This window comes from Spirosoma sordidisoli (genome assembly GCF_004138325.1).
In the GTDB taxonomy this organism is placed as follows: domain Bacteria; phylum Bacteroidota; class Bacteroidia; order Cytophagales; family Spirosomataceae; genus Spirosoma; species Spirosoma sordidisoli.
The window spans coordinates 133,909-158,526 of the sequence record NZ_SBLB01000003.1; the positions used below are offsets into that span (position 1 = coordinate 133,909).

General features: G+C 56.7%; 13 protein-coding genes, 2 tRNA genes and 1 pseudogene. 11 read left to right on the forward strand and 5 right to left on the reverse strand.

Annotated features, from left to right (window positions below; genetic code table 11):
• The first annotated feature begins 140 nt into the window (after positions 1-140).
• Both treS and treF read left to right on the forward strand, forming a co-directional pair.
• Entirely contained in the window at positions 141-3,506 is a 3,366-nt protein-coding gene (gene treS / locus EQG79_RS12385) for a maltose alpha-D-glucosyltransferase (RefSeq protein ID WP_129601661.1), read from the forward strand.
• A gap of 31 nt (positions 3,507-3,537) precedes the next feature.
• Positions 3,538-5,145: an alpha,alpha-trehalase TreF gene (gene treF, locus EQG79_RS12390; RefSeq protein WP_129601662.1), complete on the forward strand. Its 1,608-nt coding sequence runs from the start codon at positions 3,538-3,540 to the stop codon at positions 5,143-5,145.
• 55 nt (positions 5,146-5,200) lie between these two features.
• Here the strand turns inward: treF and EQG79_RS12395 are convergent, their stop codons facing one another.
• Positions 5,201-9,115 carry a PAS domain S-box protein gene (locus EQG79_RS12395; protein ID WP_129601663.1) on the reverse strand — a complete coding sequence of 1,305 codons (3,915 nt, stop codon included), beginning with the start codon at positions 9,113-9,115 and terminating at the stop codon, positions 5,201-5,203.
• Positions 9,116-9,896: 781 nt separating this feature from the next.
• Between EQG79_RS12395 and EQG79_RS12400 the strand changes: the two genes are divergently transcribed.
• From EQG79_RS12400 to EQG79_RS12430, 7 genes and pseudogenes are all read left to right on the forward strand, one after another.
• Positions 9,897-11,000 (forward strand): efflux RND transporter periplasmic adaptor subunit, encoded by a 1,104-nt coding sequence (locus EQG79_RS12400; protein ID WP_129601664.1) that lies wholly within the window; start codon positions 9,897-9,899, stop codon positions 10,998-11,000.
• Positions 10,997-15,523, forward strand: coding sequence for an efflux RND transporter permease subunit (locus EQG79_RS12405; RefSeq protein WP_129601665.1), 4,527 nt, complete (start codon positions 10,997-10,999; stop codon positions 15,521-15,523). Before EQG79_RS12400 ends, EQG79_RS12405 begins: the two co-directional genes overlap by 4 nt.
• A 28-nt stretch (positions 15,524-15,551) precedes the next feature.
• The gene (locus EQG79_RS12410) at positions 15,552-16,208 is read left to right on the forward strand and encodes a DUF5367 family protein (RefSeq protein WP_129601666.1); all 657 of its coding nucleotides are present in this window, start codon (positions 15,552-15,554) and stop codon (positions 16,206-16,208) included.
• Between the two features lie 4 nt (positions 16,209-16,212).
• Positions 16,213-17,343 carry a sensor histidine kinase gene (locus tag EQG79_RS12415; RefSeq protein WP_129601667.1) on the forward strand — a complete coding sequence of 377 codons (1,131 nt, stop codon included), beginning with the start codon at positions 16,213-16,215 and terminating at the stop codon, positions 17,341-17,343.
• Positions 17,340-18,101, forward strand: coding sequence for a LytR/AlgR family response regulator transcription factor (locus EQG79_RS12420; RefSeq protein WP_129601668.1), 762 nt, complete (start codon positions 17,340-17,342; stop codon positions 18,099-18,101). Before EQG79_RS12415 ends, EQG79_RS12420 begins: the two co-directional genes overlap by 4 nt.
• A 113-nt stretch (positions 18,102-18,214) precedes the next feature.
• A pseudogene (locus tag EQG79_RS12425) lies at positions 18,215-19,186 on the forward strand (TonB-dependent receptor); the annotation flags it as partial.
• Between the two features lie 103 nt (positions 19,187-19,289).
• Positions 19,290-19,730 carry a glycerophosphodiester phosphodiesterase family protein gene (locus EQG79_RS12430; RefSeq protein ID WP_317126250.1) on the forward strand — a complete coding sequence of 147 codons (441 nt, stop codon included), beginning with the start codon at positions 19,290-19,292 and terminating at the stop codon, positions 19,728-19,730.
• Positions 19,731-19,884: 154 nt separating this feature from the next.
• Here the strand turns inward: EQG79_RS12430 and EQG79_RS12435 are convergent.
• Positions 19,885-19,966 (reverse strand) — tRNA-Leu (locus tag EQG79_RS12435).
• 151 nt (positions 19,967-20,117) lie between these two features.
• On the opposite strand from EQG79_RS12435, the gene EQG79_RS12440 reads away from it, so the two are divergent.
• Positions 20,118-20,540 (forward strand): DUF3127 domain-containing protein, encoded by a 423-nt coding sequence (locus EQG79_RS12440; protein WP_129601669.1) that lies wholly within the window; start codon positions 20,118-20,120, stop codon positions 20,538-20,540.
• A 71-nt stretch (positions 20,541-20,611) separates the two neighbouring features.
• On the opposite strand, the gene EQG79_RS12445 is transcribed toward EQG79_RS12440, so the two are convergent.
• A tRNA-Lys gene (locus EQG79_RS12445) sits at positions 20,612-20,687 on the reverse strand.
• 118 nt (positions 20,688-20,805) lie between these two features.
• On the opposite strand from EQG79_RS12445, the gene EQG79_RS12450 reads away from it, so the two are divergent.
• Complete coding sequence (locus EQG79_RS12450) at positions 20,806-21,480, forward strand: hypothetical protein (protein ID WP_129602275.1); 675 nt, start codon at positions 20,806-20,808, stop codon at positions 21,478-21,480.
• A 25-nt stretch (positions 21,481-21,505) separates the two neighbouring features.
• Here the strand turns inward: EQG79_RS12450 and EQG79_RS12455 are convergent, their stop codons facing one another.
• Both EQG79_RS12455 and EQG79_RS12460 read right to left on the reverse strand, forming a co-directional pair.
• Positions 21,506-22,315 (reverse strand): SDR family oxidoreductase, encoded by an 810-nt coding sequence (locus tag EQG79_RS12455; RefSeq protein ID WP_077921012.1) that lies wholly within the window; start codon positions 22,313-22,315, stop codon positions 21,506-21,508.
• Between the two features lie 28 nt (positions 22,316-22,343).
• Entirely contained in the window at positions 22,344-24,590 is a 2,247-nt protein-coding gene (locus tag EQG79_RS12460; protein ID WP_129601670.1) for a T9SS type B sorting domain-containing protein, read from the reverse strand.
• Positions 24,591-24,618: the final 28 nt, after the last annotated feature.

Consider the following 24,618-nt stretch of genomic DNA (forward strand, 5'->3'; position numbering starts at 1 on the left):
TTGGTTCCGGCTAATAGCAAAACGGGCTTTTCGGGCGGCTGCTGCATACAAAACAGCCCGTAGCCAGTTCCTTATATAATATCCTATCAAACAAGGCGAGTAACTGGCCGGGGTAGGTGCGCTACTAAACCAGCAAGATCATGACTCAACGTAAAGCAACAGAAACCGAAAATCTGTATTGGTACAAATACGCCATTATCTACGAATTACACATAAAAGCATTTCGCGATGGCAATGGCGATGGCATTGGTGATTTCCAGGGCCTGCTCGAAAAACTCGACTACCTGCAGGAACTGGGGGTGACGGCCATCTGGCTGCTGCCGTTCTATCCATCGCCCCTACGCGACGACGGCTACGACATTGCCGATTACTACACCATCAACCCCTCGTACGGAACCATCGAGGAATTCAAAACCCTGCTCGACGAAGCCCATCAGCGCAATCTGAAGGTTATTACCGAGCTGGTCATCAACCACACCTCCGATCAGCATCCGTGGTTTCAGCGGGCCCGGAAAGCTCCCAAAGGCTCGCCCGAACGCGATTATTACGTCTGGACCGACAACCCCGAGCAGTACCGCGATGTCCGGATCATTTTTCAGGATTTCGAGAGCTCCAACTGGACCTGGGACCACGAAGCGCAGCAGTACTACTGGCACCGGTTCTTTCATCACCAGCCCGACCTGAACTACGATAGCCCGGAGGTACAGGCCGAGATTTTCAAGCTCATCGACTATTGGTGCGAGCTGGGCGTCGATGGGTTCCGGCTCGATGCGGTGCCGTACCTGTTCGAGCGCGAAGGGACCAACGGCGAAAACCTGCCCGAGACCCACGACTTCCTGAAGAAGCTGCGAAAACACATCGATGATCATTTTCCGGGCGTGGTTTTCCTGGCCGAGGCCAACATGTGGCCCGAAGATTCGGCCTCTTACTTCGGCGATGGCGACGAGTGTCACATGAACTACCACTTCCCGGTCATGCCCCGCATGTTCATGTCGCTGCAGATGGAAGACCGGTATCCAATCACCGACATCTTCGATCAGACGCCGGCTATTCCGGACAACTGCCAGTGGGCCATCTTCCTGCGCAACCACGACGAACTGACGCTGGAGATGGTGACCGATGAGGAGCGCGACTACATGTACAAGACCTACGCCAAGGACCCGCGGGCCAAAATTAACCTGGGTATCCGGCACCGGCTGGCCCCGCTGATGGGGAACAACCGGAAGAAAATTGAGCTGCTCAACAGTTTACTATTCTCCCTGCCAGGCACGCCCGTTATCTACTACGGCGACGAAATCGGTATGGGCGACAACGTCTATCTCGGCGACCGCGATGGCGTGCGGACACCCATGCAGTGGTCGCCCGACCGGAACGCTGGTTTTTCGGGTACGAATCCCCACCGGCTTTACCTGCCCACCATCCTGGACCCGGAGTATCACTACGAGTCGGTGAATGTGGAAACCCAGCGACGTAATACCTCGTCGCTGTTCTGGTTCATGAAACGCATGATCCACCTGCGTAAGCGATACAAGGCTTTCGGGCGGGGGGATATGACGTTTCTGCCCGTCGAGAACCCCAAAGTACTGGCTTTCACCCGGACCTACGAAGACCAGACCCTGCTGGTTATCGTCAACCTCTCCAAATTTGCCCAGCCTGCGGCCGTGGAGTTAAGCGGATTCGGTGGTTACGTACCCGTTGAGGTATTCAGCAAAAACGCCTTCCCGCCGGTTCCCGACAACGAAACCTATGCATTCACGCTGGCGGCCCATGACTACCAGTGGTTCATTCTCGACAAAGTAGCGGCCGAATCGGTGAGCCTCTCGCAGCTGCCGGGTATGCGGATCAATAACTGGCCTGGCCTGCTTCAGGGGCGCACCCGCGAGCAGCTGGAAACCGAAATACTCCCGGCTTATCTGCCCAAAACCGACTGGTTCGGAGCCGATAAACCGCCTATCTACGGTTTGAGTATCACCGCGCAGGCCAGCCTGCCCCTGGCAGAAGGATCAGCCTATATTCTATTGCTGGAAGTAGCCTACGAGCGTGGACTGCCCGAAACGTACCAGCTGACACTGGCCTTTGCCGGCAGCGGTGCCGCCGATAAGCTGACCAGCAACTGTCCGCAGGCTGTCATGGCCAGCCTGCAGGTGGGTACCGAAACCGGCGTACTGTGCGATGGCCTGTACATGGCCGAGGTGCAGCTGGCCCTGCTCCGCCACATAGCGAGTGAACAGACCGGATCGGCCGATAATCTGGTATTCCTGACCACCCCGATGCTTCAGGAATACGTTCGGGAACACGGGGACAGCAAGCCGAAGCTGAGCACGGCAGAGCGGGGCTACGCGTCAATCACGTACGACTTATCGTGGCAGCTGAAGCTATACCGTAAGGTAGATCTGGCCACCAACCCCGATACCGAACTGACGCGCTTCCTGTCCGAACAGGCGGATTTTGCGCATGTGCCCGCCTATGCCGGTGCTCTTGAGCTGGGCCCCGCCGGCAACCGGGTGATGCTGGGCGTGATGCAGCGGATGGAAGACCGGCATGGCGACGGGAAGAGCTATATCCTGGACCGGGTTACCAACTACATCGAGCGGATTCTGGCGCGGGATAAAGAGCAGCTGGAAGCGGCCCTGGCTGCACCCCGCGGCACGCTGAGCCAGCCCGTGGCGTTCAGCGACCTGCCCGCCGAAACCGAAGAGCTGCTGGGTCGGCGGGCGGCCGAGCAGGCCCGTTTGCTGGGCATACGGATCGGTCAGATGCACCTGGCCCTGGCGTCGGATAAGCAGCAGAAGGAGTTTGCGCCCGAGGGCTTCTCCCTGCATTATCAACGGTCGCTCTTCTCGGGTTTGCAGACGCTGGTGCGCGAAAGTTTCCAGACGCTTAAACGGACGCAGGGACGGTTACCCGAGTCGGTCCGGCAGGAGATCGATCAGCGGCTGCCCGCCAAAGAGCAGGTGCTGGCTACCCTCCGCCGTATTTATGCCCGGAAGCTGGATATCGACAAGATCCGGATACACGGCAACCTGCAGCTGGATAAAATTCTGGTTACCGGGCGCGACGTGGCCATTCAGGATTTTGGCGGTGATCCGGCCCGCAGCTACAGCGAACGCAGGCTGAAGCGCTCGCCCCTGCGCGACGTGGCCTCGCTGATTCGCTCGCTCTATTACGTTACCTACGAAGGCTTCCTGCAGAGCGATCAGCTGACCCGCGAGGAGGCTCCCCGGCTGCTGCCGTTTGCCGATGTATGGGCCCAGTACATGAGCGGGTTCTTCCTCAAAGCGTATCTGCAGACGGTAGAGTCGAGCTCGTTCGTGCCGGCCCGGGTCGATGACCTGCAGATGCTGCTGGAAACCTACCTGCTCGAAACCGCCATTGCTGATCTGACTCACGAGCTGAACCACCGGCCCGACTGGGTGCGGTTGCCCCTGCAAATCATCGGTCGGGTGGTGTCCGATCCGGTCACCGATCCCGTTCCGGCCGCTACCGAGCCCGAACCGGCCGGGTAGCTCATTTCCGTAATCAAAACCGCAACCCGTAATGCGAATTGAGTTTAAGTGCCTTCTTGTTAGTGTATTATTGCTCCCCGGCCTGGCTGATAGCCAGGCGCAGCGGGTGTTGTCAAAAGAAACCTCATCAGGATCGGTGCTGGCCGGTCCTGATGAGGAGTTTGGGGCGCTCTTCCGGGAGGTTCAGCTGAAGGCTGTTTTTCCGGACTCGAAAACGTTTGCCGACTGTATCCCCCGGTTTCCGACGGCTACGATTCTGGCCAATTACAATCAGGCCAGTCAACAGCGGGACTTCGATCTGAAGTCGTTCGTACTGCAACATTTCGTCGTACCAACGAAACCGGCTTCGGGCTATACCAGTAAAACCGGCCAGTCAGCTCAGCAGCATATTAATGACCTGTGGCCGGTGCTGACCCGTCCGGCCAGCCCGCGCTCCAAAGCGGGTACCCTGACCGGGTCGCTCATTCCGCTGCCCAAATCGTACGTGGTGCCGGGCGGGCGTTTCGGGGAAATTTACTACTGGGACAGTTACTTTACCATGCTGGGCCTGCGGGCATCGGGGCAGAACGCCCAGATCCGCAACATGGTCGATAATTTCGCCTACCTGATCAATACCTTCGGTTTTATTCCCAACGGCAACCGGACTTATTTTCTGGGGCGCTCGCAACCCCCGTTTTTTTCGTTCATGGTCAGCCTGCTGAGCGAAGTACAGGGCCGCCGGGTTATTGTCAGCTACCTGCCCCAGCTGCAGAAAGAATACGATTTCTGGATGGATGGCAAGGACCAGCTGACGGCCCAGTCGCCGGCGTACCGACGGATTGTCCGGCTGGCTGACGGGGTTTACCTGAATCGCTACTACGATGATCGGCAGACACCGCGGCCCGAGTCGTACCGGGAGGATGTCAATCTGGCGCGCAATGCCAAAGACCCGCAGGCTCTGTATCGCCACATCCGCGCCGGGGCGGAGTCGGGCTGGGATTTCAGCACCCGCTGGTTTCGCGACGGCAAACGGCTGCGAACCATCCATACCACCGATTTTATTCCGGTCGATCTCAATTCGCTACTGGTCAACCTGGAATGGCTGCTGGCTGAGGGCTACTCACTGAAAGGCGATCAAAATCGGGCCAAAAACTACCGTCAACTGGCTCAGCAACGGCGCGATGCGATTCAGCGCTATTGCTGGAGTGCCAGAAACCAGTTTTTCTTCGATTATGACTTCGTTGCGCGCAAACAGGCTACCGTCTATTCCCTGGCTGGTGTCTACCCGCTTTTTGTACGGATCGCAACGGCCAGCCAGGCGGTGAGTGTAGCGCGCCAGCTGGAAAAATCATTCCTCAGGCCGGGTGGCCTGACAACGACCCTCGTTCGCTCCGGAGAGCAGTGGGACGCGCCCAATGGCTGGGCACCCTTACAGTGGATTACCATTCAGGGGCTCCGTCAGTACAGACAGGTGCCGCTGGCCAACCGGATCAAAACCAGCTGGGTCAACGAGAACCTGCGGGTCTATAAAGCTTCCGGCAAGATGGTCGAAAAGTACGACGTCATCAGCACCGCCACCGCCAAAGGGGGCGAGTACCCCACGCAGGATGGCTTCGGCTGGACCAACGGGGTTCTGCTGCGCTTATTGACCGAAAAGTGAGCCGATTAAGCGTCGGCTCGCTGTTCGGTCAATAAGGGGCCTGGGCTGGTTTCGTTTAAATGGCACTTGTCATCAGGGAAAGAACCAGGTTGACTTCAAACTCGATCTGCAGAACGTGCTCCTGCACAACCTGATCGGTATAAGTGTCCAGTTGTTCGAGGGTGCTGCATTGCTGGGCGAGGGTGGGCATACCGGCGCTCAGGGCCGTACCCCGCAGCTTATGGGCGGCTCCCTTGATCCCCGACGGATTCAGGGGCAGAAGGCTCGATTGAAGAACCGACAGCGATTTGCGCAGTTCGAACCCGGCGGCTTCTACCAGTTCCCGAATAAACGTCGGATCCTGGCCCGCCAGGTTTTTGATGACATCAGGATCGTAGTGGGCAACGTGGTCAACCGTGGTCCGGGGCGTAGCAGCGGAGGTAGGCTTAGCCGGTTCGGGTATAGCCCGCAGCCATTTATGGAATACCGATACAATGGTTTCTTCCACAATGGGTTTGGCCACAAAGTCGTCCATGCCCGCGGCCAGGCAGCGTTCACGTTCTCCCTTTACCGTACCGGCCGTCAGGGCAATGATGGGTACGTGGCGGCCCTGCTGTAACTCCCGAATACGCTGCGTGGCCTCGTAGCCGTTCATCAGGGGCATCTGTATATCCATCAGGATGAGGTCGGGCTGAACGGATGTGTACTGTTCAACCGCTTCCAGTCCGTTCAGGGCTTCGCTGATCTGCACGTTGGGTACAATGCGGGATACAATGGTTTTCGCCAGCAGCTGATTGATGTGGTTATCCTCCACTAGCAACACCTTCACCAGGGTAGGCTCCGATCGCGTGGGCGGATTGTCGGCGGGCTGTACGGGCTTCGGTTCCTGCTGATTCAGCCGGGATAAGGCATGGTACAGCTCAACCATTTTAATCGGTTTGACGAGTCGCTGGTTAATGGCCAGTTCTTCGCTGGCCCTGATGATTCGCTCATCATCGGAAGAGCTGTGAAGCAGGATGATAGCCTGTTGCTCGCTGGGGAAGTTAGCCCTGATTTTTTCTATCGTTTCGATGCCATCCATGTAGGGCATGTGATAATCCATCAGGATAACATCATACTGCCGGTGCTGCCCCAGTAATTGTAAAGCATCGAACCCATTGCGGGCTTCATCAACCTGAATCTGTTTGAGCGAAAACATCTGACGCAGGATCAGCCGGTTATTTTCGTTATCGTCAACGATCAGCACTTTCCGAATCAGGTTAACATCGCGCCAGAGAATGGGCTCGCCCAGTTCTGTTTTCAGCCGGATGTCGAAGAAAAAGCAGCTGCCCTGACCAGGTTCGCTCGTGAGCTGGAGCTGGCTACCCATCAGGCCAAGCAGTTTATTGGAGATGGTCAGCCCCAGCCCGGTGCCGCCGTACTTCTTGGTGGTCGACGGGTCGGCCTGCGAAAAGGCTTCAAAAATGCGTTCCTGCATCTCCGGCTGTATGCCAATGCCGGTGTCGCGTACTTCGAATCGGTAGGTAACGAGCGGCTGCCTGCTGTCGGTGAGCGGCTTTATTTTCAACTCTATTTCCCCGCGTTCGGTGAACTTGACCGCGTTGCCGAGCAGGTTGACCAGCACCTGCTTGAGCCGAACGCTGTCGACATGAACGAAGCGGGGGAGGTTGGTCGGCAGGTTCAGCAGCATCTCAAGCCCTTTCTGCTGAGCCTGATAGGTTATGATGCCCGCTGCCTGGCTGCTGAGTTCGTAAAGGTCCACTTTCTCCAGAGACAGCTCCAGCTTGCCAGCCTCGATTTTCGAGAAATCAAGAATGTCGTTGATGATACTCAGCAGCGCATTGGCCGATTGGCTTACGATCGATAAGTACTGATGCTGGGTGGCATTGAGGGAGGTCTTCAGGACCAGATCGGTAAACCCGATCACCCCGTTCAGCGGGGTTCTGATTTCGTGGCTCATGTTGGCTAGAAACTCCGATTTGGCCATGCTGGCCTGTTCGGCCAGGAGCTTGGCTTTTCTGAGTTCGTCGCGTTGCTGGCAGGCTTCGGTAATATCCTGGGTAAACATCATGATCCCCCCGATCGACCCGTCGAACTGGTACCAGGGACGTACCTCCCAGCGGAGATACTGATCGTGGTTCCAGCCGTTGGGGCGCCATACATCTTCGTCGTTTTTCTCCACGGCCCCTTCGATGCAGCGGGCGTGCAACGCTTTCCAGGCGTCCGAAATATTCGGAAAAACGTCGTAATGGCTCCGGCCAATTACGCTCTCGGTCAGCTGATAGTCTTCCATCCATCGGTTACTAACCGCGATGTATCGAACTGAACGGTCAAACATGGCCACGGCCGCCGGGGCATGTTCGACAAAAGCCGACAGCCGCGACTTTTCGTTCATGAGCGCCTGTTCAGCCCGCTTTTTGTCATCAATATCCTGGAAGGTACCGTATAGCCGTTTGCATACGCCCCCCTCAAATTCCGGGGTTCCTACCGTGCGCACCCACACGGTTCGGCCCGTTGCGGTGACAATCTGCAACTCGATATCGTACGAGATTCCCTGCTGAATCGCCCGGTTCAGGGCCTCCGTGATCAGCAAGTATTGGGGCCCCTCGAAGAAATTGACTGCTGTCTCAAACGTAGGTTTATAGTCGTCTGGAACTTCATGGATGGCTCTCGTTACCCTCGACCAGTCGATCGTATTTTTTACCATATCTACCGACCATGTACCAATGCGGGCTACCTCGTTAGTCTGCTCAAGGATATGCTGGGTCCATTTCAGGTCCACTTCGAGTTGATGCCGGCGGGTAATATCAATCGCATTGCCAATGACAAAAACATCGCCGGAAAGCTCCTTCTCCAGGGTATTGTTAAACAGCCAGATCAGCAGAGAGCCATCTTTATGGTGGGTGTGCATGATCCCATTGGCCTGGCCGGTATCCCGAATGGTCGTCAGGTAATCATTCAGCTTCTCGTGGTGATGTTTGGGAACAATATCGTGCAGCCGACCCCCGATGAGTTCGTCGGGCTGGTACCCCAGCGCCTGGGCCCCGGCCGTATTGACCGTCAGGAAACGGCCCTCCAGATCGTGGATGCACATGAACCCCTGGGAATTTTCGAAGAAGGACCGGAACTTGCTCTCTGACTGAAAGAGCTGCTGCTCTTTCCGCTTTTCGTTGGTCACGTCGCGCGCAATGGCGAAAATGGACCCGGTGCCCGGTTCAGGCGTAGCCACCCACTGCAGGTTTCTGTACGACCCATCCTGACACCGAAACCGGTGAGAAAAGTTAACGGTCGGGTTGCCGGCCGCCAGCCGGTTAATTTCCTGCTGGGTTGACTGAACGTCGTCCGGGTGGACCAGGTCGGCAAAGGAGGTCTGCAACAGATAGGCCTCATCCCACCCCAGAATGTGCGAAAAGGCGGGGTTCAGCCGCTTGAAGTAGCCGTCAGTACCCGCCACACAAATCAAGTCGTTTGACAGGGTAAATAGATTATTAAGGTAAACCTGTTCCTGTTTCTGCCGGTTTTCGATCAGCAGCTCGGTGGCCATCTCGGCCAGGGTCTGCAGGGCTTTCCGTTGATCTTCGGTTAATTTCCGGGGGGCGTTATCCAGTACGCAGAGGGCGCCCAGCGAATAGCCGTCAGGGTCTATCAGTGGGTAGCCCGCGTAAAAGCGTAGATAAGGATCATTGACAACCAGCGGACTATCCTGAAAGCGGGTGTCCAGGTGCGTATCTTCAATTTCCAGTAATAGCGTGTCAAGGATGGTATATTGACAGAATGAGGTGTCCCGATCGGCTTCCTGGGTCTCAATACCAACATACGATTTTACCCAGAGTCGGTTTTCGTCGACCAGCGACAGCAACGAGATAGGCGTCTGACAAATTTGGGAAGCCAGTTCGGTTAGTCGGTCAAACGTTCTTTCGGGAAGGGTGTCCAGAATCTGATATTGATGAAGGGCTTCCAGGCGTTTTTTTTCGTTCGGTGGAATCAACATGCTACTCCGTAGGTAAGTATTCGGCAACTAAAGATAGGCAATAATGAGAATTTGTTTATGAAAAATAATAATAGTAAACAAAAATTACTTACTCGGTCGTGTCCTGACCAGGTTGCGGTTACGGAGAGAGTAATTTCCCCAGTCAGCCCAGATGGGTGGTCCGATGTGATCTACCTGCTATTGTATTCTTCGACACCAGGTGTCGGGTGGGCTTCCCTTTTTTATGGAGCACCAGTTTATGCCGTGATGCGGTCGCTGGTTCGCTCGATTGGGCGATACGTTGCGTAACGGCCCAGGCGGTCATAAGGGGTTGTTTGAGGAAGGCGTGATAAGAAGGTAAAGCTACGCAGAGACCGGATCTTACACCCCCCAGCCCCGCGACGGCGGCCCGGCCTAAAAGCTTGTTTGGGGAAGAGTTGATAAAAAGATAAAACCGTGAAGAGACCGGCCTTTTCACCCCCCAGCCCCCTAAAGGGGGAGCCGTCCGCGCCGAATGGGCTCCCCCTTTAGGGGGCTGGGGGGTGAAAAGGTAGCCCATTCGGGCTAGAGGAATTCACATAAATTCCTGCCCCAAACAAGCTCTTACGGATTATCTCAGTCGGGGACAGCCATCGAGAAGTAAGGAAGACCGGCCGTTTCGGTATACCTGGCGGGTCTCTTACTGGTCAGTAGTCAATAATCAACTATTGGGTGGACCTTTTTACCGACTGGGTTCGATTTCGGCTCTGTAGCCGTCTGCTCACCGCTAGGTTTGTCTTGCTAATCATAGCCGACAAGCACCATGAAAAAGACAGTTTGGGTCATCGGATGGCTGGTACTACTGGGGGGTACCGGATTCTGGCTGGCCTACAATCAGCAAACCCAACAGGCTCAGGTTCAGGCAGCAGCTCTTCCCCTCCCCGTAACGGTAACCGTTGCGCCCGTTCGTCGGCAATCGCTGACAACTGAAACCAGCTACATTGGCCAAAGCACCTATTGGCGTGAAGTAGCCATGACGGCCACCACGCAAGGGATCGTCCGTAGGCTTTATATCCGGCTTAATGGCTCAGTCCGGGAAGGTCAGCCGCTGCTTAGGGTAGATGCTGACGTCAACGAAGCATCGCTGGTCGTGGCCGAGGGAACGCTCGCCAAAGCGCGGCAGGATCTGGTTCGTTACGAAACGCTGCACCGCGAAAACAATAGTACCGCCAGCGAGGTCGAGAATGCGCGTCTGCAGGTACGTAACGCCGAGTTTCAGCTACTGTCCATCCGCAAACAGGTTGGCGATGCGCTCATTAAAGCGCCCATTGGCGGTACGATTACCGAGAAGCCCATCGAGCGTGGGATGTTCATTGCCCCCGGAACACCGCTGGCCACCATCACCGATGTGTCGGCTGTTAAAGTGACCATCAGTGTGCCCGAAACCGAACTTACTGACTGGGCCGTTGGTCAGGTCGTGCCGGTCCGGTTTGAGGCCTATCCGGGCGTACCCTTTCGCGGCACGGTGCACCACATCGGGCTGAAAGGGGGAGACTGGTCGGTTTCCGGAACCTCCGTTCCGGGAACCTCCGTTCCGGGCCGGTTTCCCGTGGAGATACGCGTCAACAACGCCAATACACGATACCCGTTACGGGTTGGCCTGACCGCCCAGGTTAGCCGCAACAAGAGGCCGGTAACCCCTGTACTGACGATTCCGCGAACGGCAATTATCCAGAACGGCGACTCAACTGCGGTTTATGTCCTGCAAGGCCAGCGGGTTCTGCGTCGCCCCATCCAGACGGGCGATGTGGTTGGCACCGATCTGGTGGTGCGCCGGGGCCTAGAGGCCGGGGAACGGATCGTGGTCAGTGGGGCTACGGGTCTGCGTAATGGGCTTCCTGTTCACTCGTCAACGCTACAACCATGAACCTTACGCAACTGTCCATAACCCGGCCCATTCTGATCATTGTCCTGTTTTTGGTACTCGGTATCGTCGGCCTGTTTTCGTATACGCAACTGCGTTACGAACTGCTGCCCAATATCGCAACGCCCTTTGTCACGGTTGCGACCGTATGGCCGGGCGCGTCACCGGGCGAACTGGAATCGTCGATCACGCGGCCCGTCGAAGAAGCCGTTTCGACCGCCGACAAGGTCAAACGCATCACCGCCCAGTCGCTGGAAAACATATCGCTGGTGACCATCGAGTTCCGGCAGGAAGCCGATCCCGATAAGGCATTGCAGGAAACCCAGCGCCGGGTTAACGATATACTGGCCAAACTACCGGTTGGCAGCAAAACCCCGCAGGTCAGCAAATATTCCCTGACTGATCTGCCCGTGTTGCGCGTGGCTATCACGAGCCAGCTGCCCCCGCTCGAGCTGGGGACACTGCTGAAAAACCAGATCAAACCACGGCTGGCGCAGGTACCCGGCGTGGGTCAGGTCAGTTTCGTGGGCCTCGCCGAAACGGAAGTGGCCGTCGACCTGGACGTCCGCCGGTTGGAAGAACGCCGGTTGTCGGTTCTTCAGGTGACGAATGCGATTCGGCAGGCCAACCTCAATGTCCCGGCTGGTAATGTTAAAGACCACGACGCGCTGTACTCGGTGCGCGTGGTCGGTAAAACGGACGAGTTAAGCCGTTTGCGGTCGATTGTGGTTTCCAACGGCCAGTCACGGCCCGGCCAAACCATTCGGCTGGGGGAAATTGGGACCATCCGGACGCAGGCCAGGGACGCTGAAAATATCAACCGCTACAACGGCCGGTCGTCGGTTGGGGTACTGATAACCAAGCAATCGGGCGCGAATAATGTGGAGATCAGCCAGCGCGTCAGGGCCGAGATGCAGACACTCCAGACCGACTTTTCGGCGCAGGGCCTTCACTTCGACGTGGCTCAGGACGGTTCCGAATTTACCCTGGCTGCGGCCGAAGCCGTTAACCACGATCTGTTTCTGGCCATTGGGCTGGTGGCGCTGGTCATGTTCGTGTTCCTGCACAGCCTGCGCTCGTCGCTGATCGTAATGGTCGCTATTCCGGCTTCGCTGCTTTCCACTTTCGTCTTCATGAACCTGTTGGGCTTTTCGCTGAACCTGCTGACGCTGCTGGCCCTGTCGCTGGTGGTCGGCATTCTGGTCGACGACTCGATTGTGGTGCTGGAAAACATATACAAACAGTTGGAACACGGCAAGGAAAAGCGTCAGGCCGCGCTCGACGGTCGTAACGAGATCGGCTTTGCCGCCCTGGCCATCACGCTCGTCGATGTGGTTGTTTTTGTACCGCTCTCGCTGGCACCAGGCCTGATCGGCGATCTGATGCGTGAGTTTGCGCTGGTCGTTGTCATCTCCACCTTATTTAGTCTGCTCGTTTCGTTCACGCTGACGCCCATGATCGCGTCGCGCTTTGGACGCTTAGAACCTTTGACCAAATATACCCTGATGGGTAGGTTTAGTTTGTGGTTCGAGCGGCAGTACGATTGGATAAGCAACAGGTATCTTCAGGGGCTGGCCTGGGCGCTGGAACACCGCAAAACGGTTGCCAGCCTGGTTCTGGTCCTGTTTGTGGGCGCTTTATGGCTTCCGGTTTCGGGCTTCATCGGCACTGAATTTACCGCCCCCGCCGATAAAGGCGAAGTGCAGGTTATTGCGCAATTGCCCGACGGCGCAAAACTGGAACAGACCGATGCGATGGCGAAACGACTGGAAAGCGCCTTTCGCCGGATGCCCGAGGTAACCAAGGTCTTTACCAATGTTGGGGCTAATCCGGACGGTTTTGTCGGCGTGCCCACCACCCATACGGCCGAGCTGAACCTGACGTTCAAACCACGCGAGGAACGTACCCGCAGCCTGGCTCAGTTGTCACGGCAGGTCAAAGAAATCATTGCCCGCGAGCCGGGTGTGCGGATGCGTGTTTCGCCCATTGGGCTGCTCGGCTCCGACGCGACCCAACCGATTATCGTGATCGTCAACGGGGCCGATCGGGCACAGGTGCAACAGCAGGCCCGCCGAATTGGCGACCGAATGTGTTCAATTCCGGGTACCGCCGACATTCGGTTGTCGGGCGAAAGCCTGAAACCGGAGGTGCAGATTTCCGTTGATCCCGAAAAACTGGCCCGCTACGGCCTGACTACCGAAGAGGTGGGGGGCCTCCTGCGCACGGCACTGGCCGGATACGACGACCTGACGATACAGCAGAACGACGTGTCGGTGACCGTTCGGGTACGGCTTCAGGAAACGGACCGCAACCGCACCGCTACACTCCGCCGACTCACGCTCATTAACCCCGCTGGTCAGCCCGTGGCGCTGCACCAGATTGCCGAGGTGCACGATGCGTTCATGCCCGCCCTGCTGGAACGCAAGGACCGCAGCAACGCCGTGACTATTTATTCGCAGGTGATTGGTCGGCCGGTGGGCGCCATTGGTGAGGATATCCGGCAAGCGGTTACAGCCCTGAACGTACCCCCCGATGTGCGCATCACCTACGGCGGTGATCTCGAACTTCAGGACGATGCCTTCGGCAAGCTGGGGCTGGTGTTTGGCGCAGCCATTCTGTTCATGTACCTCATCATGGTTGCGCTGTACAACTCGTGGCTGTATCCGTTTGTCGTCCTGTTCTCGATTCCGGTGGCCGTCGTGGGTGCGCTGCTGGCGCTGGCACTGACCATGAATTCACTCAATGTGTTTAGCCTGCTGGGCATGATTATGATGCTCGGACTGGTGGCCAAAAACGCGATCCTGCTGGTCGAACGGGCCAATGAAAACCGGGAGGCAGGCATGACCGTGACCGACGCCCTGCTCGACGCGGGCCAAACCCGCCTGCGGCCGATTTTGATGACGACACTGGCCATGGTGATCGGGATGCTGCCCATTGCCCTGGCTTCCGGCCCCGGCGCGGAGCTAAAAACCGGCCTGGCCTGGGCCCTGATTGGTGGACTGTCCAGTTCCATGTTTCTGACGCTGGTCTTTGTGCCAACGGTCTACCTGGATGTAACGCGGCTGCGGGTATGGGCAAAGGGCCTGAGGCAGAAGGGTAAGGCCGTGGGGCAGGGAGCGAAGGGTAATCGGGCGGGGGTGGCTACGATGCTGGCGGTGATGTTTACGCTTCAGGCGGCCCACGCTCAGCTACCGACCCAATCCCCACTGACCCAGGTCCCAGCCTCTCACCCCTATGCCCTGTCTCTGCAAGACGCCGTAGACCGGGTTCGGCGGGTCAATGGTGAGGTGGTGGTGGCGCAGCTGGAGGTGGACAAAGCTGACGCCCGGCTAGAGGAAGTCAGGCGGGCGGCCTTGCCCACGTTCAGTGCTACCGGGCAATACCAGCACAATATCAAACCGCCCGTTTTTTTCTTCCCGGCCGTAAACATCGACCCGGCAACCGGCTCGTTTGCCTTCGACAACAACCGCCTGACGCCCGTGGCGGCTGCCCTGCCCAACGGCTACACCGGAGCTGTCAACGTGACCATGCCGCTGATCCAGCCCGACCTGCGCATCAGTCGCCGGTTAGCCAGCAACGGTCAGCAGCAGGCCCAACAGCAAGTCCGGGTCGTGGCGAACCGGCAGGTAGCCGAGGTCAAAAAATTGTATCTGTCCGTCCTGTTGGCCCAGGCTCAGCAGCAGTTGGCCCGCCAGAGCATGGCCCGTGCCGACGAAGCCCTGCGCGAAACCCGCAACCTGCTTCGGGTACAGCTGGCCACGGATGCCGACACGCTTCGGGCGTTTGTCGAACGCGAAAACCAGCGCCCAAACCTGTCGAAGCTGGAACGGACCATCCGGCAACTGACGGGTTCACTGGCCACCCTGCTCGACCTGCCCAGCACCGCGCCACTGGTGCTAACGGACTCGCTGACATTGCCAGACGCCGGCCCGCCCCTGACCGACCCCAACGTAGTGGACCAGGCCCTAACCCAAAGGCCCGAACTGCGGCTTCTCGCCCTGTCGCTGGAACAAAGCCAGCGCCAAACCGAGCTCGAGAGAAGCCGAAGCAAGCCAACGCTCGGTTTGTTCGGGCAGCTCAGCACCCAGTCGCAGATGAGCAACTTCGACTTCGGTCGTTCGCGATGGCCGTTGACTGCGTTTCTGGGAGTGCAGTTAACGCTACCGATCTGGAACCCAACCCTCCAGCCCAAAGTACGGCAGGCCCGTCTGGCCTACTTCCAGGCCGGGCGGCAACTGGCCTACAATCGGGCGTTGATCCGCAATGAGGTAACGTACGGTCAGTACGCCGTGGAAGAAGCCCGCGAACGGTTAACGGCTCAGGGCCGGACCATTGCCGCGGCCGAGCGTAGTTATGCTCTCGTCCGGAGCCGCTACCGGCAGGGCCTTGCCCGGTGGAGCGAAGTCGCCGATGCGGAATTAGCCCTGCGGCAGGCCCAAAGCAACCGGGTTCAGGCCCTGTACGACGTGTTGATCGCCACCGTCGAGCTGGATAAAGCCGTGGGTAATGATGAGTCAAAGCCCTAGTTCTCCTCTCTAAACTTGTTTTCTACTCATGCAGACACTGAATCGATTATCGCCCAAAACGTCGAAACGACTGGGTGTTATTCTGTTTGTCGTTTCGTGCCTTACGCTTGTCGCGGCCCTTACCTTGCCCTTTGTCACGCTTCCGCTGGCTGGCACGGCCAGGGCCGGTCTTATCACGGGTATTGCCGTGTTGGGTGAACTGGCCTTTGCAGCATCGGTCGCTTTGCTGGGTAAAGAGTACGTCAATAAAATCAAGGCCTATGTAGTCGTCCCTGTTGCACCATTCAGGTCGTTTTTTCTGGGCGCGGGCGTTGTGGTCTGGGCCGTTGCCACGCTATTACTGCGCTTCGTTGGGCAGTATCTGCTGGTTCCGGGCAATACACCGTTAACGATTGCTGCTTTCGTGGGGGTGGCCATTGGTATGGTTTTGCTGATGAACATTCTGTACCGAACCCGGCACGTTCGCGAGTCGGAAAAACTGCTGGCGGCAACCCTGTTTGCCCTACCCGGCATGCTATTCGACGCGGGAACCTTATTTTTCTTTACCGATGTTTTTCCGAATATGCCCGCATCGGCGGTCCGACCCGAAGCCGATTCGCTGTTTGCCGCCTGGTTGTTTTGCGGATACAGCTTCATCATCCTTAGCGGCTTGATCACCATCAGAAAACCCAACCGACCTGCCTGATGCCATGACTTCTTTCACGAAATGGTTCCGGTTAGTGGGCACGCCTTTGTTTGGCCTGTTGCTGTACCTCATTATTTATTACATCGACCCGCAGTCGTTCAACCACGCCAGCTACCAAGGGCCCGATGCGTGGCAAACCTACTGCGTTGATATCTGCGTGGCGCTGGGTGGTGCCTATTTACTGTCGGAAAGCAGCCTTTGGACAACCCACTGGTTAAATAGACGTATGCCCTGGGACCAGAAGCCCATGCTGCGCTTTATAACCCAGTTTGTCGCGCTCGTCTTCGATAGTGTTCTGATTGTCGGCTTGCTCGTCTGGCTGTTGGTTTTTCTTGAGGACCCGACTTATCAATTTACGGAGGCCGACTGGCTGAGCATTCGCCAAACGGTGGTTTTTGGCAGTCTGATGGCGCTTTTCCTTAACGCCATTCATACGGGGGCCTACTTTTTCGGGCGGTGGCAGGCATCCCTGCTGGAAACGGAACGACTCAAACGGGAGTCGGTCGAGGCTCGCTACGAAGCGCTGAAAAGCCAGCTCGACCCCCATTTTCTGTTCAACAACCTGAATACGCTGACGGCTATTGTCGAAGAAAGCCCCCGGCAGGCCGTCGATTTTATCGAGAACTTATCGCTGGTGTACCGGTACGTCCTGCAAAAACGCGATCAGACGCTGGTAACCCTCGATGAAGAACTTGATCTGGCTCAGGCCTATCTGTACCTGCTCGACAAACGATTCGGGGCCAATCTACAAGCCGAGATCACGATACCGGATCGGTACCGGTCCTGGCAACTCCCGCCCATGACGCTCCAGTTGCTGCTCGAAAACGCTGTTAAACACAACATCGTCGACCGAACCCGGCCGCTGCGTATTCAACTGACAGTAACCGATGGGGGCGAACTGCTCGTTGTGAACAACAAACAAAAGCGCATGACAAGCCCAATGGCCGTTCCAGCCGGGGCTGATTCGCCCGTTGCCGACGACGTACCTGTCCCGTCAACGCTGCCCAAGGGCATGCCTTCGGGCGTTGGGTTACGCAACATTCACAACCGCTACCGGCTCTTGAGTGAAAAGCCGCCCGTTGTGACCGAGACGGACGAGTTTTTTACCGTTCAACTGTTTTTGTTCAGGCCATGACCGCACTCATTATCGAAGACGAACAACCGGCTGCCCGGCGACTGGCCCGTCTGTTGGCCGATGCGGATTCGACGATTCTGATCGGCCCCGTACTGGAAAGTGTGACCGAGGCTGTGACCTATTTGCAAACCAGCGCCCACCCGGACCTGTTGTTCAGTGATATTCAGCTGTCCGACGGACTCAGCTTCGAGGTGTTCCGGCAGGTCGAGCCGCGCTGCCCTATCATCTTTACCACAGCCTACGATGAATATGCCGTGCAGGCGTTCAAACTCAATTCGCTGGATTACCTGCTCAAACCCATTGTGCCCCGTGAGCTGGAAGCGGCTTTGACCAAGTTCAGAAAGACAATCGGTCCGGCCGCGCCTTCAGCCCTTGACTATGGCCAGTTGGTTCAGGCACTCAACCAATCACAGCGGACGTATCGCCAGCGGTTTCTCGTTTCCTACCGAGATATGTACCGGGCCATTCCGACCCGTGAAGTGGCGTACTTTTATTCGGAAAACAAGATTACCCGGCTCGTATGCCCCGATAACAAATGGTTTCCCATCCCGGAAACCCTGGAAGAACTAGTCGATCAGCTCGACCCCCGCCTGTTCTTTCGGGCCAGTCGGCAGTGCATTGTCGGTATCGAAAGCATCACCGCCATCCATAAACATTTCAACGGTCGGTTGAAACTCGACCTAACGCCCTCCGCCCCGGAAGAGGTATTTATCAGCCGCGACCGAGCCGAAGCGCTCAAAGTATGGTTGAATCAATGAGCGATGAATTCAGTACCCATTTCGGCCGACTGGCAAATCAGTGACTACTATTGGGAGCACGAGCTACGGGTATACAGGCCTGTCAAAATGCGCGTGGTCCTGGTCTCTTCTAGGTTGACCGGAACATGGTGGCCAATCCGTTTTTCCGGCTGGCTAATGAAGACAGCCGGGGCGTGTACGTGCCCCCCTGGCATCGATGCCATCGAGTGGCGTGGGCGACTGGCAGCAAGGGCGTATCAGTAACCGACTGGGCCGGGTGCTGGAGCTGAACAGCGACGGCAAAGTAAATCAGTTTGCCGTCGTGGCCGATGCTACCTGGCAGTACTTCCGCGATGGCGAAATTACGGCCAGCTACACCTGGAACGACACCCGCGACAACACGTCTTTTCACGGAAACGTGGCCAACACGGCTACGTTGGTACAACTCGTAAAAGATGATCCGCGAAACCTCGGTACCCTTACGTATTCCGACAATCACTTCCGAAACAAAGTCGTGTTCTACGGAACATTGCCGTCTTTCTTCGGCATCACGCTGGGCGTTCGCTATACGGGTATTGGCGGAACGCGCTACTCGCTGCTGTCGGGTGGTAACACCAACGCCGATTTTGTGGGAACCAATGACCTGGCCTACGTTTTTGACCGCAACAGCCCGGAATTGCCGGCCAACGTGCGCGCCGGCCTGCAGGCACTGCTTGATAACCCCGACGCCAGCCAGAGCCTGAAAGACTATATCAACACGTATTCGGGTCGGATTGCCCAGCGCAACGGAGGTATCAACGGTTTCTTCGGCGTAGTCGACATTCGGGCGCTGAAGCGGTTCCGGATTCACAAAACCCACGCCATCGAGGTATCGGCCGATATCTTTAACTTCGCCAACCTGCTCAACCGAAACCGGGGTACCAACCGGTCGCTGGGTTCGCAGGTCCTGTATGCACTGGGCGTTCCGGCGGCTACTGGCAATGCGGCCTTACCAGGTTTTTCTCAGGCTACCCAGCAATACAACTACCGGGTCAACAACTCGGGGGGCCGTTACGCCCTCGGGCGATCCGTTCCAGGTTCAGCTGGGCGCCCGCTATAGTTTTTAGTCGTTACCTGTTACCCATTACGAATTCACCAAAGCCGTCTACCGCCCCTGACTTAGCGGCCCGGGGCGGTAGACGCTTTGACTGACGAACCAGCCAGCCAATCATGAAAACCGGATTAATTGCCAGCCTTCTTTTCTGGACAAACTTACTCTGGGCGCAGCCCAAACTCGAGCGGCAGGGGCACCGGGGCGCGCGGGGGCTCGTGCCGGAGAATACCATCCCGGCCATAAAAAAAGCCCTCGACCTGGGCGTGCAGACGCTCGAACTCGATGTAGTTATTTCGAAAGACAATCAGGTGCTCGTATCGCACGACCCCTACATGTCGGCTGATATAGCCACCAAACCTGACGGAACCCCCGTAACGGCCGGCGAGCAGAAGTCGATCAACCTGTACCAGCTTACCTACGACCAGATCAAACCGTTCGACGTGGGCAGTAAACCGCACCCGCAGTTTCCGGACCAGCAGAAAATACGAACCTACAAGCCCCTGCTGGCTGAACTGATCGACTCGGTAGAGACCTACGCGATTTCGGAAAAGAAGTAGACTCATTCACAGATCTCTAAGTAGCGTATTAACTTCATTATGCGGCTATCTATCTGAGAAAAGCGAATACAGGACTGGTCTATGCAGTTGTTGTAACCCCCTATAAACAGACAAGCACTTACAAATAAATGTAAGTGCTTGTCTGTTTACTTTGTGACCACGGGGAGACTCGAACTCCCATGCCTTGCAGCACCACCCCCTCAAGATGGCGTGTCTACCAGTTTCACCACGTGGCCAAAACGTGATTGCGGGTGCAAAGATAGCTTTTTACTAATTCGAAGCAAAAGACAGCTCTGAAAGTTTCTCTTTTTTAGGCCGATTCAAGGCATTTACCGCCTTTTTTCGTAAATTTATCCTTCTAAATCAATTGTAATCGCCTACGACATTATGGCACTTGAATTAATAGGAAAACTCGTCAAAGTCCTGCCCGAAGTAACGGGTCAGGGCAAAAATGGCCCCTGGAACAAGCAGGAATTTGTAATCGAAACCCTTGACAGCCAATATCCTAAAAAAGTATGTCTGACAGCTTGGGGAGAGAAGGCCAGCGATCTGAAGCAGTTTGCGGATGGCGATACGCTCAAGGCAACCTTCAGTGCCGAATCGCGCGAGTACAATGATCGCTGGTACACCGAATTGCGGGCTTTCCGGATCGAGTTGACCGAGGGTGATGGCGCTGGGGCGCCCGCTCCGGGTTACGCTGCTCCGGCGGGTCGCCCGGCGCAGGCGTCTCGTCCGGCTCAGCCATCCCAGCCCGCCGGTATGCCGTTCAACACCACATTCGACGACGAAAGCAACGATCTGCCCTTCTAAGTCTAGTCAAGAAAAACGGGGAGAAAAAGAAAGGAAGTCTGGACTTCCTTTCTTTTTCTCCCCGTTTTTCTTGGTGATCCGGCTGGGATTCGAACCCAGGACCCATACATTAAAAGTGTATTGCTCTACCAGCTGAGCTACCAGATCGGATGCCAGAATCGACCTTGTTCGACCAACGCCTTTTCCTTTATCGCGGTGCAAAAGTATGGCCTTATTTGATTCAATACAAGCCCTGCTCCTAAAAATAAGCCTATTCCTGGCTGTAATGGCGTATTCGTGCCTGACCCGGGCCGATTCATTACACCAGGCTGATTCGCTGTTTGCCGCTGGCGATCAGGCCGCTGCGGCTGTTCAGTACGAAAGTGCGCTGGCCGATGGACACACGGCAACAGATGCCATGTTATTGAAATTAGCGAGTGCGTATGAGCAGCAACAGGACGTATCCCGGTTGTTGTACTACCTGCAGGTTTACTTTGATCGGCACCCCGACGATGCCGTTTTGCTCAAGATGAACGAAATCGCCCGGGCCAACAACCTGCATGGGTACGAGACTGACGATCTGAATTATTTTTATCTCTTCTACCGAAAATACAGTCTCTACGTCCTGCTGTTTCTGCTGGTTCCCGCCGGGTATGTGTTCGGGGTTATCCTGGTAAAGGCACTGCGTCGGCAGCCAACCCCGCAACGGCAGAAATGGGTTCTGACGGGGTATCTGTTGATACTACTGGCTTTTGTAAACCTGCCCGAAGGTGTTCAGTCGGGTATTACCAGTACCGATCGGGTATTGCTCCGGACAGCCCCGTCGGCCGCAGCTTCGGTTGCCGAAGTCATTGGGCGGGGGCATAAGGTCAACATCCTGGGGCAAAAAGATATCTACCTGCGGGTGTTCTGGAACAACCAGCTCTATTACATCCGGCGCGATAACGTCTGGATCATTTAACTGCCCGCTTTCGCGCACCACCCAGTTACTTTTTCAGGGGCGAATCTTTCTCTTTGGCCAGGGTATTGTAAACCAGCTTGTCCATTAGGCTGGGTAGCCATTTATTCAGAAATACGGTGAATTTGCCCTGGGTTGTCAGGATCAGCTCGCGCTTCCGTTGCCGGACGGCCCGCAGAATATGTTCAGCGCATTCTTCGGCGGTCATCATGCTGCCCTCATCGCGCATGGTCTCCCCAACGACCTGACCCTGAGCCCCGAGGGCGGCAAAGCGGATGTTGGACGCCGTAAAACCCGGGCAAGCCGTCAGAACATGCACCCCGGTATGTAAAAGTTCGGTACGCACGGCTTCCAGAAATCCGTTCATGGCAAACTTGGAGGCCGAATAGCCAGCGCGTACGGGCAGACCCCGGTAGCCCGCTATGGACGAGATTCCCACAATGGACCCCTTAGCCTGAATGATATGGGGAAGCGCGTAACGGGTGGCATATACAGTTCCCATGAAGTTGATGTCCATCACCTTCTGGATAACGGCCGGATCGGTATCGATCAGCATGGACCGCATCGAGATGCCCGCGTTATTAATGAGAATGTCCAGACGGCCGAGCTGGGCTATGGTCTGCTCGATGAGCCGTTTCACATCGGCTTCAACGCTTACATCGGCCACCAGGGCCAGGGTGTTGATATTGGCTTGCCGAAGCTCATCGGCCACGGCCTGGATCGCCGTATTGGTACGGGCGCAGATAACGACAGAAGCACCTTCGCGCCCGAAAGCAAAAGCGAGCGCCCGGCCAATGCCCGAAGAGGCACCGGTAATCAAGACTACAGTGTTGTTCATATACAGGGCAAAAATAGGTAATTCGCCATTACCGAATCAGCGAGAGTGGCCCTTTGAACGTACGTTTGCTGGTCTGAATGAAGTAATAGTACGTGCCTACCGGGGCGTCGGTACCGTACCATCTGAATTTCGGATCGGTCGATGTGAAGATGGTTTTCCCCCAGCGGTTGGCAATTTCGACGGATATAAACTGCTCGCTACAGGCGTTTTGAGGCATGTCCTTGACGGCAAAAAAATCGTTGTACCCGTCACCGTTGGGCGTAAATACGTTCGGCACAACAATCGTAGCGGTCAGGGATGGGTCGAGGAGCCGAAACGTGACCGTGGTTGTGGCGGTACGATTGGGCTGACACGACCGGTCATCCGCTGCGAAGTCGACCACGTAGGTGGCTTCGGGTTTGCCGGCCAGTAGCTCGCAGGTGGGTTTCCAGTCGAACGCCGACTGTAGGGTAGGGGTACCGGTTTTGTTGGAAAAAGTCATGCCTACGGCTTTCATATCAAAACCCCGGCCGGTGCCGGTCATGTACAGAATATCCCGATCCGGATCGGTGGCCAGCACGTCGAAGGTAGACCGGCCGGCGGTATCGCTGGGAGTCACCACCAGATCAACGACCGGCTGGTTCAGGGTTGTCTGGATGGCGGGGGGCTGGCTGGGAGTGCCCGTGGCGGTCAGCACGACGCTGACGGTATCGCTCAGGTTGCGGTTGCAGCGGGTATCCGTTACGATGAAATCGACGATATACGTGTCCTGCGCCGTTTGCACACAGGTGGGTTTCCAGGTGAACGGTTGCGACACGTTACCGACACCCGACGCCGAGCCGAAGGACATGCCGGCCTGCGCCAGCGTAAACCCGCGCCCCACGGCCTGGATCGAAATATTATCATTGTCTTTATCAGTCCCGAAGGCGTTGAAAGTGAGTGAAGACCCCACTGTTACCCGGCTTTGATCGGGCCGCAGGTCGGTGCCGGCTTCGGGTCGGTTGTTGTTCGAGGGAATGATGTTGAGCCGGATGCTGAGGGTATCGCTCAGCCCCTGTGGGCAGCCTTCGTCCGTTGCCCGCACGAGCAGGGTAAACGGGCGTCCGTCGCCCCCCACGCACCGGCCGAAGCAGAACTTGGCCTGTAGCGTATCCTGCCCGGTTCGGGTGAGTAACTCACCCGGGTTCAGTGTAAGCCCGGGCAAGGATCCGCTCATGTTGGTGATTGTAATCCGCTGATTCGGGTTGATGTCGGTAACGAACAGGCTCAGGCAGTTTGTGTCTTTTTCGGTTATCGTCAACACTGTTCCTTCTTTGTAGAACGCCGTCTGACCGTCGGGCCGAAAAAGCAGCTGAGGGGCGTCATTTTTGGGGCAGTCGACGACTTTCAGCTGAAAATCGCGCCGGACGCGGCCAATCTGCCGGCCATTCCGGTACTCGGTTACCTCAACGGAGAACACATAAAGACCCTGCCGGTCGGCGGTGACGCTGAGCACTCCGGTTCTGGGGTTAACCTGCAAAGGAACTGACCCCGGAATCTGGTTTTGCTGACCAACCCCGCTGACCCACTGAACAGGCGGGTATGGCCCGGCATAGGCAATCGGCTGATTCGACAGGCCCGGGTTCGGTAGCGCCCGGGTGCTGAACCCGTTATAGGGCGTCACCATCGCATAAGCCAGGCTATCACCGTCCGGATCGCGGGCGCTGAAATCGAAGGTGAAGGGGCGGTTGATGCAGATATAGTCGCCTTTGGCCACGGTAAACACGGGCGACGAGTTGGTATAGGGAGCGTTGCCGGCGGTAAAGGGAGCCGGAAATTCGAGGTAAAAGGTTGACCCCGCCCCGCCCGGATCAACAATATTGCTGATCGTGCCATTGCGACAGCAGCGCTCCCAGCTCATGTAGTACCCGCCCGCGTCGTTGAAGGTTTGCGGAAAAGTGGCGTCGGTACTGTAGCGAATCAGGCGGGTGCGCAGATCCTGGCGCGAACAGGTCGGGCTGGTGTAGTTGACAAACTGACTGGTAACCCGGAAGAGCTGTATACTTCCCTGCAGGGCGTTGTCGCGTTTCCGAAAAATATAAACGACCGCGCTTTGGTCTTCGGCCCCCACATCGCCGTTGATATCGTCGAAATACAGGTTCAGGTTAAACCGGTGACTAAAGGCGCTGTTGGGCCCCAGCTTCTGTAATTCCAGCTCGCCACCGACAATGTGCGTGGCTGAAGTCATATGGCTGACAATCAGTGATAAACCCGTAACGAACAGCACAACCCAGAAACGACAGTACAGATTCAGCATAGACAGAAACGATTCGGCAGTGAGACCG